The following is a 14,258-nucleotide window of genomic DNA, read 5'->3' as shown; positions in this document are numbered from 1 at the left end:
AGCGACGGGGGCCGGTCTGTGGGGCGGCCCTTCTGGGCCGGGGCGGGCGAGTCAGGCGCTGGGGAGCTGCCCGCTCTTCACTGCTGTGACGAAGGACGACCAGGTCGCCGCCTCGAAGGTGAGGGCGGGGCCGTGGGGGTGCTTGCTGTCGCGGACGGGGACGGTGCCGGGGAAGCCGTCGGCTACCTCGACGCAGTTACCCCCGTCTTGGTTGCTGTAGCTGGACTTGCGCCACTGAGCGGCGCTCAGTTCGGGGCGGCGGACGGACATGGGACTTCCTCCAGGAGGCGCAGTATGAACTCCGCGGTCTCGCGCGGGGACAGTGCGTGGTCGCGCAGCCGATCGTAACCGAACTGAAGCCGCTCAACTCCTGCGTTGTCCTGGATGAGTTGTCCGTCGTAACCAGTCTCGACCCAGGCCACAGTTCGCCCCTCAGGCAACCGCAGGAGGGCTGTGTCCGTGTTGGCTAGCTCGCACAGTCCGGCGGTGAACGGGAGGACTTGGAGCGTCACGTTGGGCTGCTCGGAAACTTTGGTGAGGTGCTTCAGCTGTTCCTGCCATTCTTGGCGGTCCAACAATCCGCGACGCAGCACGGTCTCGTCGAGGATCGCCCGGAACTGAGGCGCTCCGTCGCCAGACAGAATCTCGCGGCGGTTCATCCGCGCTTCCACTTGCTGATCGAGTTCGGTGCCGGGAGCCAGGCCGCCACGGAACAGCAGCCTGTGGGCGTACGTTTCCGTCTGGAGCAAGCCAGGCACCACGCCGGGCGAGTATTGCTGAATGCCCGTCGCCGCGGCTTCCAGCGTCATGAAGCGCCGATACCGCTCCTTGAACTGCGTAGGATCCCCCGCCGCCAACTCCCACAGCGTCAGCAGCAGCTCCGCAGTCCCGTAATGCTGGTCCAGGGCCTGCACGACCTCCGGGCTGCCCAGGGTCTGGCCGCTCTCCATCTTTCCGAAAAGGGACCAGTCCCAGCCCAGTACTGCGCCGAGCTGCCGCAGGCTGTCGCCCTTCTGTGCGCGTCGTAATCGCAGCTCTTCGACGAACCGTTGACGCGGCTCCTGGCTCCGACCCGTGATTGCTCGTCGCGGTGGCATGGTGATGACCTCCTCCGTGGAAGGTGTGGAACTAGTCGTGCGGGGCGGTGAAATTTGGCCCGCAAGTGGCATTCGCGCCTTTTTCCGGGTCCATTCTCGTAATGGCCGGAACACACACGGTAGTGGCGCTCCGGAGTCTCTGGCAGGGAAACGGCAGACGGGAGCGGTACTGATGACGAGGGAACGACGGGCGACGGCCGAGACGATGACCGAGGCGGAAGCGGCCTGTGGCGAGCTGGCCGCCGTGCTCAAGGAGACCGGCATCGTGCTGCCGTCGCTGGGCGTCGACCCGGTGACGTACGGCTATGAAACGCCGCGTTCCCTGGTCGAGTTGGGGCGCTGCAACGTGGCGACGACGCGCAAGCTCATCGAGGTGCTGCAGAGGGCGGCGGCCCGGTGAGCGGGTGCGTTCCGTACGTCTCTCCGGCGTGCCATGTCGGCAGGCATCCGGGGTGTACCAAGGGCGCCCCGGGGGGCGAGGGCGCCGCGGCCGTCCCAGGGGTGCGGCGTGAGGCCTGTGTCTGCCCCTGTCATGCGGGCGGCGACCGGGCCCCCGGCCGTCACCAGCCCGCCGGGTCCCCGGCCGCCGCCGAGAAGACGCTGCCGTCCGGCGCCGCCGCGTAGACGCGGCCGCGCCGGCCGTCCACCACGGGGGCCGGCAGCATTTCCACGAATCCGTTGTGGCGGCCGTTCATCCGGGGCGGCGTCTGGCCCAGCAGCTCGCCGGAGCGGGTGTTGACGGCGAGCAGCCGCCCGTCCGCCGCGGTGAAATACAGGCGGTTGCCGCTGACCACCGGTGCCGAGCCACGGCTGACCGACGTCTCGGTGTCCCAGGTCCGTTCGCCGACGGCCTGCAGCGCACCGCCCTCGGCCAGCAGATAGACGGAGTCGCCGTGCACCACGGCGGAGGCCCCGTCCAGCGGTGCGGTCAGCTTGAGGCGCCGGGTGTGCCCGGTGGCCGGGTCGTAACGGAGGACGGCGGTGGCGCGGTACGTGAACGTCCGGTCGGTGACGGTCAGATAGAGCGCTCCGGACGTACCGGGCCCGGCCACGGAGAGCAGGCCGGGCAGCCGGTGTGACCAGCGGACGCTGCCGTGTGCCGGGTCGATGGCGGTGACCTGGGTGCTGGTGCCGTCGGGGGTGTTCTCGGCCGCGTAGGCGGTGTGCGGGTCGCCGAACGCGGTGAAGGCGGGCAGCGCATGGCCCGGGAAGCGCTTGTGCCAGAGCTGCTTGTGGGTCGCGCTGTCCAGCGCGGTGACGGTGCCGTCCGCCGCGGTCAGCAGCACCTGGTTCCCGACGATCCGGGCCCCGCCCTCGTACCCGGAGACGTCCTTGCTCCAGCGGGTGGCGCCCTTGCCGTCGGCCGACGGGTCCAGCGCCATCAGCCGCTTGGCATCGGCGGAGAAGACGTACAACAGGCCGCCGGAGAGCGCCGGCGGGGTCGGGGAGGCGGTGGTCTTGAGGGAGTTCTTGCCGGTGGCGGCGTCGTCCTTGCGCCGCCATGCCACCTGGCCGGTGCCCGGGTCGAGCCGGGCGGCCAATATGCCGGCCCGGCCGCAGAAGACGGCCCCGGAGCCGGTGGTGCAGAACGGCAGCTCGGCGGCGTAGCCCTTGGGGCGCTTGGTGAGGGTGGTGTGCCACGGGCGGAAGTTGGCCTGGTCGGCGCGGGACGGATGGATCTGCAGCGCGGGGTCCTGGCCGTCGCCCGCCGGGGCCAGCGCCCGGATGCCGGCGAATGTGCCCGCCCCGGTGACGACCAGGGCGAGGGCGGCCCACAGGGGCCAGCGGCGGGCGCGGGGGCGGGTGTTGCGGGTGGGGCGGCGTGGCCCGGTGGGGCGGCGTGAACCGGAGGGGCCGTTGGGGGCGGCCGGTTGAGCGGGATCGGAGTCGGAGCCGGGGCCGGGATGGGAGTCGGGGCCGGGGTCGGGGGAGTGGCCGGTGTCGGCGGTCTTCGCCGGGCCGGTGGTGAGCTCGGGCGGTACGGGGGCGCGGACATGCGTGGTCTCGGCGCGCGGGGGCGTGGCCCCGGCCCGTATCGGCTGCCGCTGTCCCGGTATCGGTGCGTCCTGCGCCGCGCTTCCGGGGGCCTCGCCGGGCGGTGCCTCGCTGAATGGCGCTCCGCCGAGTGGCGCTCCGCCGAGTGGCGTCTCGCCGAACGATGCCGTCCGCAGCAGCTCCATCAGCGCGTCCGGCGTCGGGCGGTCCGCGGGGTCCTTCGCCAGGCAGCTCTCGATCAGCGGCGCCAACTCCTCGGGTACGCCCGCCAGATCGGCCTCGTCGTGCACCACCTGATACGCGACGAGATACGGGCTCTCCGAGTCGAACGGCCCCCGCCCGGTCGCGGCGTGCACCAGCACCGAACCCAGCGCGAAGACGTCCGCGGCGGGGCCCACTTCGCGTGGCCGCTGGAACTGCTCCGGCGCCATGAACGGCGGCGTACCGATCAATTTGCCGGTCTCGGTGCGCATTTCACTGTCGGACGGACGCGAGATTCCGAAATCGATGACTTTCGGCCCATCTGCGGCCAGCAGCACATTTCCCGGCTTGAGATCGCGGTGTACGACCCCGGCGCGATGGATGTCGCGCAGCGCCTCGGCGAGCCCCGCGGCCAGTTGCCGCACCTCGCCGGGCACCATCGGGCCATTCCGCTTCACATGGTCCGAGAGGCTCGGGCCGGGAATGTGGAGGGTCGCCATCCAGGGGAGTTCGGCGTCCGGATCGGCGTCGACGACGGGCGCGGTGAAGGCGCCACTGACCCGCCGCGCGGCCGCCACCTCCTGCCGGAAACGCCCGCGGAACTCCGGGTCCTGGGCGAATTCGGCATGCACGACCTTGACCGCCAGGGTCAGCCCGGAGGACGAGCGCGCGAGATGCACCACGCCCATTCCGCCGGAGCCCAGGCGCGCCTCCAGACGGTATTGCCCGGCGTATGCCGGATGCTCCGCTTCCGGGCCCAGCCCGGAATCGCGCAGCGCTGGCATGGATCCACCCCCGTGTCGTTCCCATTGCCATGCGGGTCGCAGGTGCGACGCGCGGAGCTTAGTCGATAACACGTACGAGATGAATGAGGCTTGCTAGCGTGCGCGTTGCACTACCACGGCGAGCATCGCCACCGCAGCTAAAAGATCAGTAGCAAACGGGGGAATGAGAAATGACCACACAGGATCAGCAGAGCGCGCAGGAGCCGGCGGAAGAGCAGGCGCTCGCGGGGGGCCTCACCTATCCCCTCGCGCCCGGCCACCGCGTCAACGTCCGGCAGGGCCCGAGCACCGACTCCCCGGTCGTCCGCCAGCTGGCCGGGGGAGCCCGGGTGCAGATCCGCTGCCAGCGGCACGGCCAGCGGGTGTCCGGCCCGTACGGCACCTCGGACATCTGGGACAACATCGCGCCGGGGCAGTATGTCTCCGACACCTACGTCCATACGGGCAGCAGCGGCATGGTCGCGCCGCGCTGCACGAGCTGAGGCGCGGCGGGCGGGTGCCGACGGGGCGGGGCTGAGGCCGTCGGCCCGGTGCCGCTGTTGCGCCCCGCCGGGCCACCGCGCCCCCGCCCTCCGCGTCCCGCCGGGGATAATCGGGGCATGAGCGATCAGCACACGCCCGCCGGCGGTCCGGAGCCGGGCGGCCGGGAGCCCGGTGGTGCCGGGCACGGCGGCCCGGAACCGGCGCCGATCCGGTTCTTCGGCACCACCTGGGTCCGGCACGACGGCGGCTACGGCCTGCGGCGGGCCGGCGTCGCGGTGGGCTCGCTCGCGCTCGCCGCGGCGGGCGCGGCCCTCCTGCGCTTTGCGTTCCAGGGCCTGGAGGTCGCCGCCGTGGGCTCGTTCGTCGGCACCCTCGTCGTCGTCGGCTTCGCTGTCTGCAGCGCGCTGGCCTTCCGCCACACCTGGGCGGGCCTCACCGGCCGCCCGGGGCCGTCCGTGGCAGACGGCTCCGGGCAGGGCCTGCTGTTCATCGGTTTCGTCGGCTCGCTGCTCGCCTACTTCTGCCGCAGCCTGGTCGAGGCTCCCGGGGAGCAGCGGCACCGCGCCGAGTACGAAGCGGCCCGCGAGCGGTACGAGCGCCGCCGCGGCACCCGCACCGGCAACCCGGCCGCTCGCAAGTCCGGGGCCAAGACAGGAGCCAAGCCCGGGGCCAAGAAGCGCCGTTGACCAGAGGGACGCGGCCGACGCGGCGGGCGGCTCAGCCCTCCGCGCCCCGGGCGTCCTCGGCGTCCGGGGCATCCTGCGGCCCCCGCCCGTCCTCGCGCTCCCGCCCGTCCTCGGCGTCCTCCGCGTACCGGGCCGCCATCGTCCGGAACACCTCCCGCGGCTCCCAGCGGGTCTCGTCGAGCATCCGCACCACCCCGTACGAGCTGAGGTCCGCGCCCTTGCGCGTGTTGAAGGCGGCGAAGGTGAACCACAGCGCGGTGTCCACGCCCTCCTCCTCGAAGATGTCCAGCAGTTCGGTGAGGTAGCGCACCTGCTCGCGCTCGTCCGGCACCGCCCCCTCCGGCGGCTGCCAGGCCAGCCCGCCCCGCTCGCCCGCGCCCCGGTAGGCGCAGGTGCCGAACTCGGTCACCGCGACCGGCTTGCCGTGGCCGCGGTGCGCGCGCAGCTCGTCCCGGAACGTCGTGGCGTTGTACGCGGCCCGGTAGGCGTCCACGCCGACGACGTCGAACGGCCGCCAGTCGACGTCCTCCCAGGGGCCCGCGGCATAGCTGATCCGGCCGCCGAAGCGGGCGCGGGCCGCGGCCGCGACCTCGGCGAGAAAGCCGTTGAGCCGCTCCTGCACCGGGCCCAGCGACCGCCACCAGTCCCTATCGGCGCTGATCATCGCCTGTAGCCGGTCGCCGTAGGTGTCCCCGGGAAGGAAGCCCGCACAGAACGCGGTCAGTTCGCATCCGGCGACGAACACCACCTCCGCCCCGCCCGCCCGTACGGCCTCGGCCCGCTCCGCGCAGTCGGCGAAGTACGGCAGCAGCTCCTCAGGGGTGAGATCCACCGGGAAGGGCGCGAACCACACCTCCAGTCCGGCCTCCGCGGCACACTGCGCGGCGATGCTCAGCCGCTCCGGATCACCGCCCGATATCCGCACGGCATTGCAGTGCAGCTCCTCCGCGATCACCGCGAGGTCCTGCCGCACCGCCTCGACGGTGAAGGTCTTCCGGGAGTGGTCCTCGCCGGGGAGGAACCCGATGTCGTAGTTGATGCCCCGTGCCCGCATGCCGCGTCTCACTGCCCTCTCTGGTCTTCTGCCGGGCTGTGTGCCCCGTCGTGTGTCCGGACTTATGGCTGGCGCTGCGACTTGCCCTGTGCCCGGCCTTGTTCCTTGTCGTGCCGGTCGAGTCCGTGGGACAGCAGGTCGAAGGCGAGCTCGACGTCCTCGCCCAGCTGCCGGCGGGCGTCCTCCAGCGAGGCGCCGTCGGCCAGCTGCCGGAAGAAGCCCTCCTGGAGGGTCACCAGTGAGGCGCTGATCTGAGCCGCCGCCAACTTGGCCGTCCGCTCGCCGAGTTCCGCGGTCAGCGCCTGCGTCAACTGCTGCCGCTGCCGGTAGAGCAGGGCGTTCGTGGCGCCGCTGAGCGCGGGGCTGTCGAAGATCACCCGGACCCGGGCGACCAGCACGTCCGGGTCCAGGCCGGTCATCGGCCCGGCGGCGAGCGCGCGGAAATGCGCCCGGAGCGCGGCCAGGGCCGTCGTGTCGGGTGCTCGTCCGGTGACGATGCCCGCCAGGTCGTCGTCCCCCACGCCCTGGAGGGCGAGCGCTTCCTTGGTCGGGAAATAGGTGAACAGCGTCGCCTTGGCCACCTGTGCCGCCTCGGCGATCTCATTGACCGTGACCGCCTCGAAGCCCCGCTCGGCGAACAGTCGCCAGGCCGTGGCCGCGATCCGCCGCCGGGTCTCTTCCTTCTTCCGCTCACGCAATCCCGCCATGAAGACACCATAGCCATACCGGGTTCAAAATTAAACCGGGTATGGTTTTTTGCTCATGGCCTCCGTGCTCTCCGTGGCCCGGGCAGGATGACGCCCATGCCGGAACGTTCTCAGCAACAACAGCCGCCGCGTTCGCCCCAGGACCAGCCGCCGCGTTCGCCCCAGCATCTGACGCCCCCTTCACCCCAGCACTCGGCGCCCGCTCCGCCACCGGCCCATGCCGCCCTGGCCCGGTCGTTCGACGCGGTGGCCGCCCAGTACGCCGCCGCCCGCCCCGGCTATCCACCGGCCCTCTTCGACACGATCGAGGAGCTGGCCGGGCAGCCGCTGGCCGGGGCGCGGGTGCTGGACGTCGGGGCCGGGACCGGTATCGCCACCGCGCTGCTCACCGCACGCGGTGCCCGGCTCACCGCCGTCGAACCGGGCGCCGCCATGGCCGCCGAGCTGCGCGCCGCCCACCCCGGCACCCCGCTCGTCCGCGCGCTCGGCGACGCGCTGCCGTTCGCCGACGACGCGGGCTTCGACCTCGTCGGCTATGCGCAGGCCTGGCACTGGACCGATCCGGCCCGCTCCGTCCCCGAGGCACTGAGGGTGCTGCGGCCCGGTGGCGCGCTCGCCCTGTGGTGGAACGTGCCCGACCCGGACGTCGGTTGGGCGGTCGAACAGGAGGCGAGAATCGCCCGGCGGCTCCCCGGGTACCACCAGCACGGCGTCGCGCCGGAGGCCCCCGACCTGATCCGCGGCCTCGGCCTGGGACTCGACCCGGTCTGCCGCGTCCTGCACTGGACCCGTCGGGTACCCCTCGACACCCACCTCGCGATGCTGGGCAGCCGCTCGTACTTCTCCGCCATCGGGCCCGAGGCCGCCGCCCCGGTCCTCGCGGACGAGCGGACCGCGCTGCTGGACGTCTTCCCGGACGGCATCGTCGAGGAGGCGTATGCGCTGGACGTGACTGTCACACTCCGGCCCGCCGCCTCGTCCTGAGGGGAGGGGCCGGGAGGACCGGCAGGAACGCACGGCGGTCGACGACCATGTAGGACGGCCGTCGGCGACCGCGTACGACAGCAGAGGAGCGGATGATGGCGCAGCCGGATACGGAGGCGGAGGCGGAGACGGGCGCGGCAACGGGGCCGGAAACGGCCGGAGGCCAGGACACGCAGTACGGCGACCGGCTCGCGCAGTTCGAGGAGCAGCGCGGGCGGCTGTGGGCCATCGCCTACCGGATCATGGGCACGGTCTCCGACGCCGACGACGCCGTCCAGGAGACCTGGCTGCGCTGGCAGGCCGTGCCCGCCGGGACGACGATCGCCAGCCCGCGGGGCTTCCTCACCACGGTCGTCAGCCGCATCTGTTACGACCTGCTGGGTTCGGCCCGCGCCCGCCGCGAGACCTACGTCGGGCCCTGGCTGCCGGAGCCGCTGCTCGACGGCGCCGGCGGCCCGCTGCCCGTCGGCGCCGCGGGCTCCGGCCGGACCGATGGCCCCGAGGACCGGGTCACGCTCGACGAATCGGTGGGGATGGCGCTGCTCACCGTCCTGGAACGGCTCACCCCGGCCGAGCGGATCGCCTTCATCCTCCACGACGTCTTTGCGGTCCCCTTCCCGGAGATCGCCGAGACGGTCGGCCGTACCCCCGATTCCGTACGGCAGTTGGCCTCCCGCGCCCGCAAGCGGGTACGGGCCGAGGCGCCGCGCCGTACCGTCGACCGCGCGGAGCACCGCCGTACCGTCGAGGCCTTTCTGTCCGCCGTCATGGGCGGCGATCTCGATGCGCTGCTGTCGGTGCTCGACCCCGAGGTCATCTGGCGCTCGGACGGCGGCGGCAAGGTGAGCTCCGCCCGCCGGCCGGTGATCGGCCGCGACAAGGTCGCCCGCTTTGTGCGGGGACTGGTCGCCCGCGGCGCCCAAGGAGGCGCGCTGCGGGTCGCGATGGCGGACGTCAACGGCGCCGCCGGGCTGGTCTTCGCCCACCCGGAGAGCGGGCAGGCCGGGGTCTTCGCCTTCACCGTCCACGACGGGCGGATCACGGAGGTGGACGCCGTCACCAACCCCGACAAGCTGGGCCACTTGGACCTCGATCGGCTGTGATCAGGCCGGATGACCGGCTGTGACCCGGCCGGAGCCCGGACGGCGCCGACGGCACCGCCCGGGCTCTCGGGAACCAGGCGGCGGATCGCTACACGTGCTCGACCCGCTCCACAGGTATCCACAACTCCGCGTCCGCCTGCGCCTCGTCCTGCGACAGACGGACCCGCAGCATCTCCGGCCCCGGCCTGCTCTCGTACGGATTCGACGGGAACCACTGGGTGAACACGTCCCGCCACAGGTACTGCAGCGCCTGCGGGAACGGGCCGGAGCTCTCGAAGACGGCCCACGACCCCGCCGGAACGGCGAGGAGGTCCATGTCCTCGGGCGCCTCGGCGCGGGTCACCACGCCGTGGTAGTAGTCGAGTTCGGTCCCCTCCGCCCGGCTCGGATCGAGCTGGTCGCTCACCGCGACGATCCCCTCCGGCTGCTGGTCGGACAGCTCCGTCATACGCCGTAGTGTCTCGGGTCCGATGCCCCGGATGAACTCGGCGATCGCCGGGTTGACCCCCTCGTGGACGAGCGGGACCCGGGCCTTCTTGCCGACCACCCGGAACTCCTCCTTGTCCACAATCCGGTATCGCATACTGCTGCTCCCTTCGATGATGAGTCGGAAGGACATCCGTGGCTGGGAGCGCAGCGCCGCACCGGTCCGCCGGGCCTCGCCCGGACCCACCCCGTGCATGCCGCGGAACGCCCGCGCAAAGGCTTCTCCCGACCCGTAGCCGTAGCGCATCGCGACGTCCAGCAGCGTCCGCTCACCGGCGAGCACCTCGGCGCCCGCCACGGTCAGCCGCCGGCGCCGGATGTACTCCGACAGCGGGATGCCCGCCAGCGCGGAGAACAGCCGACGGAAGTGGTACTCCGACGTCACCGCGATGCGCGCGAGATGAGCCACCTCGACCGGCCGGTCGAGATGCGACTCGATGTGCTCCATGGCCTGGTTCAGCCGCTCCAGCACCCCGGGCCTCCTTCCCTTTCGACGAGCACGTTAGGAAGCAGCGGGCCCGCCGCACCCGACATCCTGTGCCCGGCGCGGTCGGGTCCGGAGCGCGTGTGACCTGGGCGGGAGACTTGGCAGCACCGCTCAGGCTCAGTACCGCCGCTTCGGCTTTCCCTCCCCGTACAGCCAGGCCCGGAACAGTGGCGTCAGATCCACGTCCGTGCGCTCCTGGCAGAAGGCGACGAAGTCCGCCGAATCGGCGGTGCCGTAGCGGTACGTGGCGGGCCACTCCTTGAGGATCCGGAAGAACGTCTTGTCGCCGACGGCGTTCCGCAGCTGCTGGAGCAGCATCGCACCCCGCTCGTAGACGGCCGGGCCGGTCACGTTCTTCGCCGAGCCGGGACGGGCCGGCGGGAAGTCCCAGCGCTTGTTGTGCGGGGCGTCCTTGTAGAGCGCGTCGAACTGCTCCTGCGGGGTCTTGCCGCCCTGGTGCTCCTCCCACAGCCACTCGGCGTAGGTCGCAAAGCTCTCGTTGAGCCAGGTGTCCGCCCAGGTCTTCGGCGTCACCGAGTCACCGAACCACTGGTGGGCCATCTCGTGCACCACGGTCGTGGTGTCCGGCGCCCCGGCGTAGATCGGCTTGGTCTGGGCCTCCAGAGCCCCCCAGGTGATCCGGGGCGGCGTGCGGTCGACGACGGCACCCGCCGAGGCGAAGGGGTACGGGCCGAACAGCCCGCTCTCCCACGCAACGATCTCCGGCAGCTTCGCCAGCGGCCCCCGGCTCGCCCTGATCTCCGCCGGGTCCACCGCGACGTACAGCGGCAGCCCGTCGGGCGTACGGGAGGTGTGGACCTGGAATCTGCCGATGGTGGCGGTGGCGAGATAGCTGGCCATCGGCCGGCCGTTGTGCCACCGGAAGGTGGTGTGGCCCTTGGCGGTCCGCTGCGAGCGCAACTCCCCGTTGGCGACGGCGGTATAGCCCTGCGGCACGGTGATCGTGATGTCGTAGGTCGCCTTGTCCTCGGGGTGGTTGTTGCCGGGGAACCACGTCATGGAGCCGGCGGGCTCGCCGGCGACGAACGCCCCGTCGGGGGTCTTGACCCACCCCTCCGTCGTACCGTCCGGATCCGTCAGCTCCTGCGGACTCCCGGAGTAGTGGACACTCGTACGGAACGAGGCGCCTTTGCGCAGCCCGTCGGCCGGCCGGACGAGCAGCTTGTGCCCCTTGCGGGAGAACGCGGCGTCCGCGCCGTCGACCCGTACGCCGGACACCTTGAGCCCCTGCAGATCGAGCTGGAAGGAGCGCAGGTCCTCGGTGGCCTCGGCGGTGAGGTCGGCGGTCGCGTCCAGCCGCCCCTTCTTCACGTCGTAGTCGAGGTCCAGACCGTAATGGCGCACCTGGTAGCCGCCGTTGCCGAGTGCCGGGAAGAGCGGATCGCCCACTCCGCCGCTGCCCGCCGCCCCCCGCGGGCCACTGCCGGTGCACGAGGAGAGCAGCAGGGCGACGGAGAGGGCGGCGGGCGCACCACAGGAGCGAAGGGGCCGGCGGTTCACGGCACTCCAAGGGTCGACGGTCATCAGCATGCCGACCTTACGGACATTTCGGCCGTCCCGCCGGTCCCCTCCGCACCGGTCGCGTCAGGGGGTGATGGACGGTGCTTTCTGCCGGGTGGGTCCGTCCGGACCGCGCCGCTGCTCCGCCCAGCTGCCGAGGGCGGCCATACAGGCATGGTCGAGATGGCGCAGCCCGGACAGGTCCAGCTCGATCTCCCGGTCCTCGGGCAACGCCTCCAACTGGTCGAGCAGCTTCGGCAGCCGCAGGAAGGTGGCATTGCCGACGGCCCGGACGAGGAGCGGCCGCCGGGGTTGCGAGGCGGCCGGGCCCGGCGCTCCAATGCCCGGCTTCCCCTTGCCTGTTGTGGCACGGCCCGCGGCGTCATGGCCGTTCGTGCCGCGGCCCGCCCCGCCGTCGCCCGCCGCCGGCTCGCTCCGCTCCACGATCTCCAGATGGACGTGCGAGGTCTCCCACGCCGACTTGGCCACCGCCATCAGCAGCCCCAGCAGCACCCCCTCGAACATGTTCGTGGCCACGATCGCCACCGCCGTCGCGGCCAGCACTACGGCCTCGCCCCGGTGCTCCCGCCACAGCGGAGGGAACTGCTTCACCGGGATCAACTTGCCGCCCGCATGGACGAGTACGCCGGCCAGCGCCGCGAGCGGCACCACGCCCAGGGCCGCCGGAAACGCCGCCGCGAAGACCAGCAGCCACACCCCGTGCAGCACCCGCGAGGCCTTCGTCCGCGCCCCGGCGAACACATTCGCGGAGCTGCGCACGATCACCGCGGTCATCGGCAGCGCACCGAGCAGCCCGCACACCGTGTTGCCGGCGCCCTGCGCCATCAGCTCCTTGTCGTAATCGGTCCGCGGCCCGTCGTGCAGCCGGTCCACCGCCGCCGCGCTGAACAGCGACTCCGCCGACGCGATCAGGGCGAACGCCAGCACGGTGCCCAGCACCCCGGCCAGCGCCCCCGGGTCCGCCAGCCGCGCGAAGTCCGCACCGCCCGGCGGCTGGACGACATCCAGCAGCCCCGCCACCTCGACCCGGGCCACCGGCAGATCCAGCACGAAGACCACGGCAGTCGCCAGCGCCACCGCCACCAGCGGCGCCGGCAGCACCCGCGCCGCCCGCCGCCACTTGGGCCACAGCACCAGCAGCGCGATGGTGCCCGCACCCACGGCCAGCGCCGACAGCGCCGGGTCGGAGGCGAGGGTGTCCACCAAGAGCCCCGGCAGCCCGGCCAGATTCGCCGGCCCGTTGCCCGGTGCCTTGGCATCCGCCAGGGCGTACAACTGCCCGGCGATCAGCACCAGTCCGATGCCCGCGAGCATCCCCTGGACCACCGCCACGGAAATCGCCCGGAACCAGCGCCCCAGCCGCAGCGCCCCCATGACCAGCTGCAACACCCCGGCGCACAGCACCAGGGCGCCCAGCGCGCCGAGCCCGTACTCCTGCACCGCCTCGTAGACCAGCACGGTCAGCCCGGCGGCCGGGCCGCTGACCTGCAGGCTGCTGCCGGGCAGCAGCCCGGTGAGCAGCCCGCCGACGATGCCGGTCACCAGCCCCAGTTCGGCCGGCACCCCGGATGCGACGGCCACCCCGACACACAGCGGGACGGCGACGAGAAAGACGACGAGCGAGGCGGTGAAGTCGGCGCGTGCGCGCACCAGCGTCTGACGCGACGGTAAGGCCGGCAGGGACGGGCGGAGCCGGGCAACATGGAACCTACGCATGAGCATGCCTCCAGCGAATAGGAGATGCGACGGCGCGCGCGGACGCCCGGGTACGCAGTGAGGACGCACCGGGACACACGAGCGGAACGCGGCGCGCAACCGGCCGGCGACCGCTGGCCCGAGGGCAGCGCTCACCCGCCGCCGCGCCGTGTCATGAGGCGCACGCCAGGAAAGGGATGACGGCTGGATCCGTCGGTTGCGCGGGCCGGGGGAGGCCCTGGGGGCGGCTCTCTGCTCTCAGCAGCGGATCACGAGGTGCCGTACCGGCAGTTCGCCGGATCTCGACAGCGGAACGGCCCGACGGCCGGTGAGCGGGACGGTCACACTCAGCCCGCTCTCGGTGCGGACCGGGCCGGCGCTCGACACGGTCGTGCGCGGCGGGTGCGGCGCGGAGACCGTGGCCGTGGAGCGCCCGCCATGCCGCGTCCGGCAGCGGTCGGCGCCGGACTCCGGGTGCTCGGAGGTCTTCGACGCCCACTGCACGTCGTCCGGGGAATCACCGTCCGGAGAATCACTGTCCGGGGAAGCGCTGCCCGGGGAAGCACTGTGGGCGGCGCTCTTCGCGGTCGCCGACACGCTCTCCCCGTACGCGCCTCCGGCGATGGCCGGCAGGGCCAGCACGAGCGCCACGACGATCAACAGGAGCCGGCCGATACGGCCGGCCCGGGTCTTCGCCATGTCGCCCCTTCCGGCGCGGCTGGACAGGTCACCCCATTGTGTCCAAGCGAACACGCAGCATGGCCACTCGTAATGTAATCACCCTGTGAATGCGGAGTTATCCGACAGGAATGACGGCTTCCTTTCGCTCCGGCGCGCTTTGGCGTCCACGCCGTTCCGCAATGCGCCGCCTTCGTGCTCCACTCCGCCCCTCCCGCCGCCTTGAACGGCCCGGCCGCCTCCCGGCCCCTTCCCGATAGCGGGCACATTCCTCC

General features: G+C 72.2%; 14 protein-coding genes. 5 read left to right on the top strand and 9 right to left on the bottom strand.

The window, feature by feature from the left end:
* Window positions 1-51: 51 nt before the first annotated feature.
* Together CPH93_RS14570 and CPH93_RS14565 are read right to left on the bottom strand one after the other, a co-directional pair.
* Window positions 52-270, bottom strand: coding sequence for a DUF397 domain-containing protein (locus tag CPH93_RS14570; RefSeq protein ID WP_096213104.1), 219 nt, complete (start codon window positions 268-270; stop codon window positions 52-54).
* Window positions 246-1,097, bottom strand: coding sequence for a helix-turn-helix domain-containing protein (locus CPH93_RS14565; RefSeq protein WP_096213103.1), 852 nt, complete (start codon window positions 1,095-1,097; stop codon window positions 246-248). The genes CPH93_RS14570 and CPH93_RS14565 overlap by 25 nt, the downstream gene beginning before the upstream one ends.
* 172 nt (window positions 1,098-1,269) lie before the next feature.
* Here CPH93_RS14565 and CPH93_RS14560 point away from each other — a divergent pair, with 172 nt between their 5' ends.
* Complete coding sequence (locus CPH93_RS14560) at window positions 1,270-1,497, top strand: hypothetical protein (RefSeq protein WP_443031448.1); 228 nt, start codon at window positions 1,270-1,272, stop codon at window positions 1,495-1,497.
* A 160-nt stretch (window positions 1,498-1,657) separates the two neighbouring features.
* Here the strand turns inward: CPH93_RS14560 and CPH93_RS14555 are convergent, their stop codons facing one another.
* Window positions 1,658-4,078, bottom strand: a complete 2,421-nt coding sequence (locus CPH93_RS14555) for a protein kinase domain-containing protein (protein WP_096213101.1) — start codon at window positions 4,076-4,078, stop codon at window positions 1,658-1,660.
* A gap of 170 nt (window positions 4,079-4,248) precedes the next feature.
* On the opposite strand from CPH93_RS14555, the gene CPH93_RS14550 reads away from it, so the two are divergent.
* Entirely contained in the window at window positions 4,249-4,560 is a 312-nt protein-coding gene (locus CPH93_RS14550; RefSeq protein ID WP_093484505.1) for an SH3 domain-containing protein, read from the top strand.
* A 117-nt stretch (window positions 4,561-4,677) separates the two neighbouring features.
* The gene (locus CPH93_RS14545) at window positions 4,678-5,247 is read left to right on the top strand and encodes a hypothetical protein (RefSeq protein ID WP_096213100.1); all 570 of its coding nucleotides are present in this window, start codon (window positions 4,678-4,680) and stop codon (window positions 5,245-5,247) included.
* A gap of 31 nt (window positions 5,248-5,278) precedes the next feature.
* On the opposite strand, the gene CPH93_RS14540 is transcribed toward CPH93_RS14545, so the two are convergent.
* The gene (locus CPH93_RS14540) at window positions 5,279-6,301 is read right to left on the bottom strand and encodes a hypothetical protein (RefSeq protein ID WP_096213099.1); all 1,023 of its coding nucleotides are present in this window, start codon (window positions 6,299-6,301) and stop codon (window positions 5,279-5,281) included.
* A 62-nt stretch (window positions 6,302-6,363) separates the two neighbouring features.
* Entirely contained in the window at window positions 6,364-7,008 is a 645-nt protein-coding gene (locus CPH93_RS14535) for a TetR/AcrR family transcriptional regulator (RefSeq protein WP_096213098.1), read from the bottom strand.
* An 87-nt stretch (window positions 7,009-7,095) separates the two neighbouring features.
* Here CPH93_RS14535 and CPH93_RS14530 point away from each other — a divergent pair, with 87 nt between their 5' ends.
* Together CPH93_RS14530 and sigJ are read left to right on the top strand one after the other, a co-directional pair.
* Complete coding sequence (locus CPH93_RS14530; RefSeq protein WP_096213097.1) at window positions 7,096-7,992, top strand: class I SAM-dependent methyltransferase; 897 nt, start codon at window positions 7,096-7,098, stop codon at window positions 7,990-7,992.
* Between the two features lie 92 nt (window positions 7,993-8,084).
* Entirely contained in the window at window positions 8,085-9,095 is a 1,011-nt protein-coding gene (gene sigJ, locus CPH93_RS14525; protein ID WP_096213096.1) for an RNA polymerase sigma factor SigJ, read from the top strand.
* Window positions 9,096-9,183: 88 nt separating this feature from the next.
* Here sigJ and CPH93_RS14520 read toward each other — a convergent pair whose 3' ends face one another.
* The 4 genes from CPH93_RS14520 to CPH93_RS14505 all read right to left on the bottom strand — a co-directional run bounded on the left by CPH93_RS14520 (window position 9,184) and on the right by CPH93_RS14505 (window position 14,004).
* Window positions 9,184-10,053, bottom strand: a complete 870-nt coding sequence (locus tag CPH93_RS14520) for an AraC family transcriptional regulator (RefSeq protein ID WP_096213095.1) — start codon at window positions 10,051-10,053, stop codon at window positions 9,184-9,186.
* Window positions 10,054-10,185: 132 nt separating this feature from the next.
* The gene (locus CPH93_RS14515; protein ID WP_096213094.1) at window positions 10,186-11,619 is read right to left on the bottom strand and encodes a M1 family metallopeptidase; all 1,434 of its coding nucleotides are present in this window, start codon (window positions 11,617-11,619) and stop codon (window positions 10,186-10,188) included.
* A 54-nt stretch (window positions 11,620-11,673) separates the two neighbouring features.
* Window positions 11,674-13,260: a SulP family inorganic anion transporter gene (locus tag CPH93_RS14510; RefSeq protein WP_096215438.1), complete on the bottom strand. Its 1,587-nt coding sequence runs from the start codon at window positions 13,258-13,260 to the stop codon at window positions 11,674-11,676.
* Between the two features lie 303 nt (window positions 13,261-13,563).
* Window positions 13,564-14,004, bottom strand: a complete 441-nt coding sequence (locus CPH93_RS14505; RefSeq protein ID WP_096213093.1) for a hypothetical protein — start codon at window positions 14,002-14,004, stop codon at window positions 13,564-13,566.
* Between the last annotated feature and the right edge of the window lie 254 nt (window positions 14,005-14,258).

This window comes from Streptomyces sp. 2323.1, assembly GCF_900221035.1.
In the GTDB taxonomy this organism is placed as follows: Bacteria; Actinomycetota; Actinomycetes; order Streptomycetales; family Streptomycetaceae; genus Streptomyces; species Streptomyces sioyaensis.
The sequence above is the reverse complement of the archived record's forward strand: the minus strand, read 5'-3'. Positions and strand labels throughout refer to the sequence as shown.

Coding starts and splice junctions, on each gene's coding strand:
- CPH93_RS14570 (WP_096213104.1), bottom strand. CDS start 270: ATGTCCGTCCGCCGCCCCGAACTGAGCGCCGCTCAGTGGCGCAAGTCC.
- CPH93_RS14565 (WP_096213103.1), bottom strand. CDS start 1,097: ATGCCACCGCGACGAGCAATCACGGGTCGGAGCCAGGAGCCGCGTCAA.
- CPH93_RS14560 (WP_443031448.1), top strand. CDS start 1,270: ATGACGAGGGAACGACGGGCGACGGCCGAGACGATGACCGAGGCGGAA.
- CPH93_RS14555 (WP_096213101.1), bottom strand. CDS start 4,078: ATGCCAGCGCTGCGCGATTCCGGGCTGGGCCCGGAAGCGGAGCATCCG.
- CPH93_RS14550 (WP_093484505.1), top strand. CDS start 4,249: ATGACCACACAGGATCAGCAGAGCGCGCAGGAGCCGGCGGAAGAGCAG.
- CPH93_RS14545 (WP_096213100.1), top strand. CDS start 4,678: ATGAGCGATCAGCACACGCCCGCCGGCGGTCCGGAGCCGGGCGGCCGG.
- CPH93_RS14540 (WP_096213099.1), bottom strand. CDS start 6,301: ATGCGGGCACGGGGCATCAACTACGACATCGGGTTCCTCCCCGGCGAG.
- CPH93_RS14535 (WP_096213098.1), bottom strand. CDS start 7,008: ATGGCGGGATTGCGTGAGCGGAAGAAGGAAGAGACCCGGCGGCGGATC.
- CPH93_RS14530 (WP_096213097.1), top strand. CDS start 7,096: ATGACGCCCATGCCGGAACGTTCTCAGCAACAACAGCCGCCGCGTTCG.
- sigJ (WP_096213096.1), top strand. CDS start 8,085: ATGATGGCGCAGCCGGATACGGAGGCGGAGGCGGAGACGGGCGCGGCA.
- CPH93_RS14515 (WP_096213094.1), bottom strand. CDS start 11,619: ATGCTGATGACCGTCGACCCTTGGAGTGCCGTGAACCGCCGGCCCCTT.
- CPH93_RS14505 (WP_096213093.1), bottom strand. CDS start 14,004: ATGGCGAAGACCCGGGCCGGCCGTATCGGCCGGCTCCTGTTGATCGTC.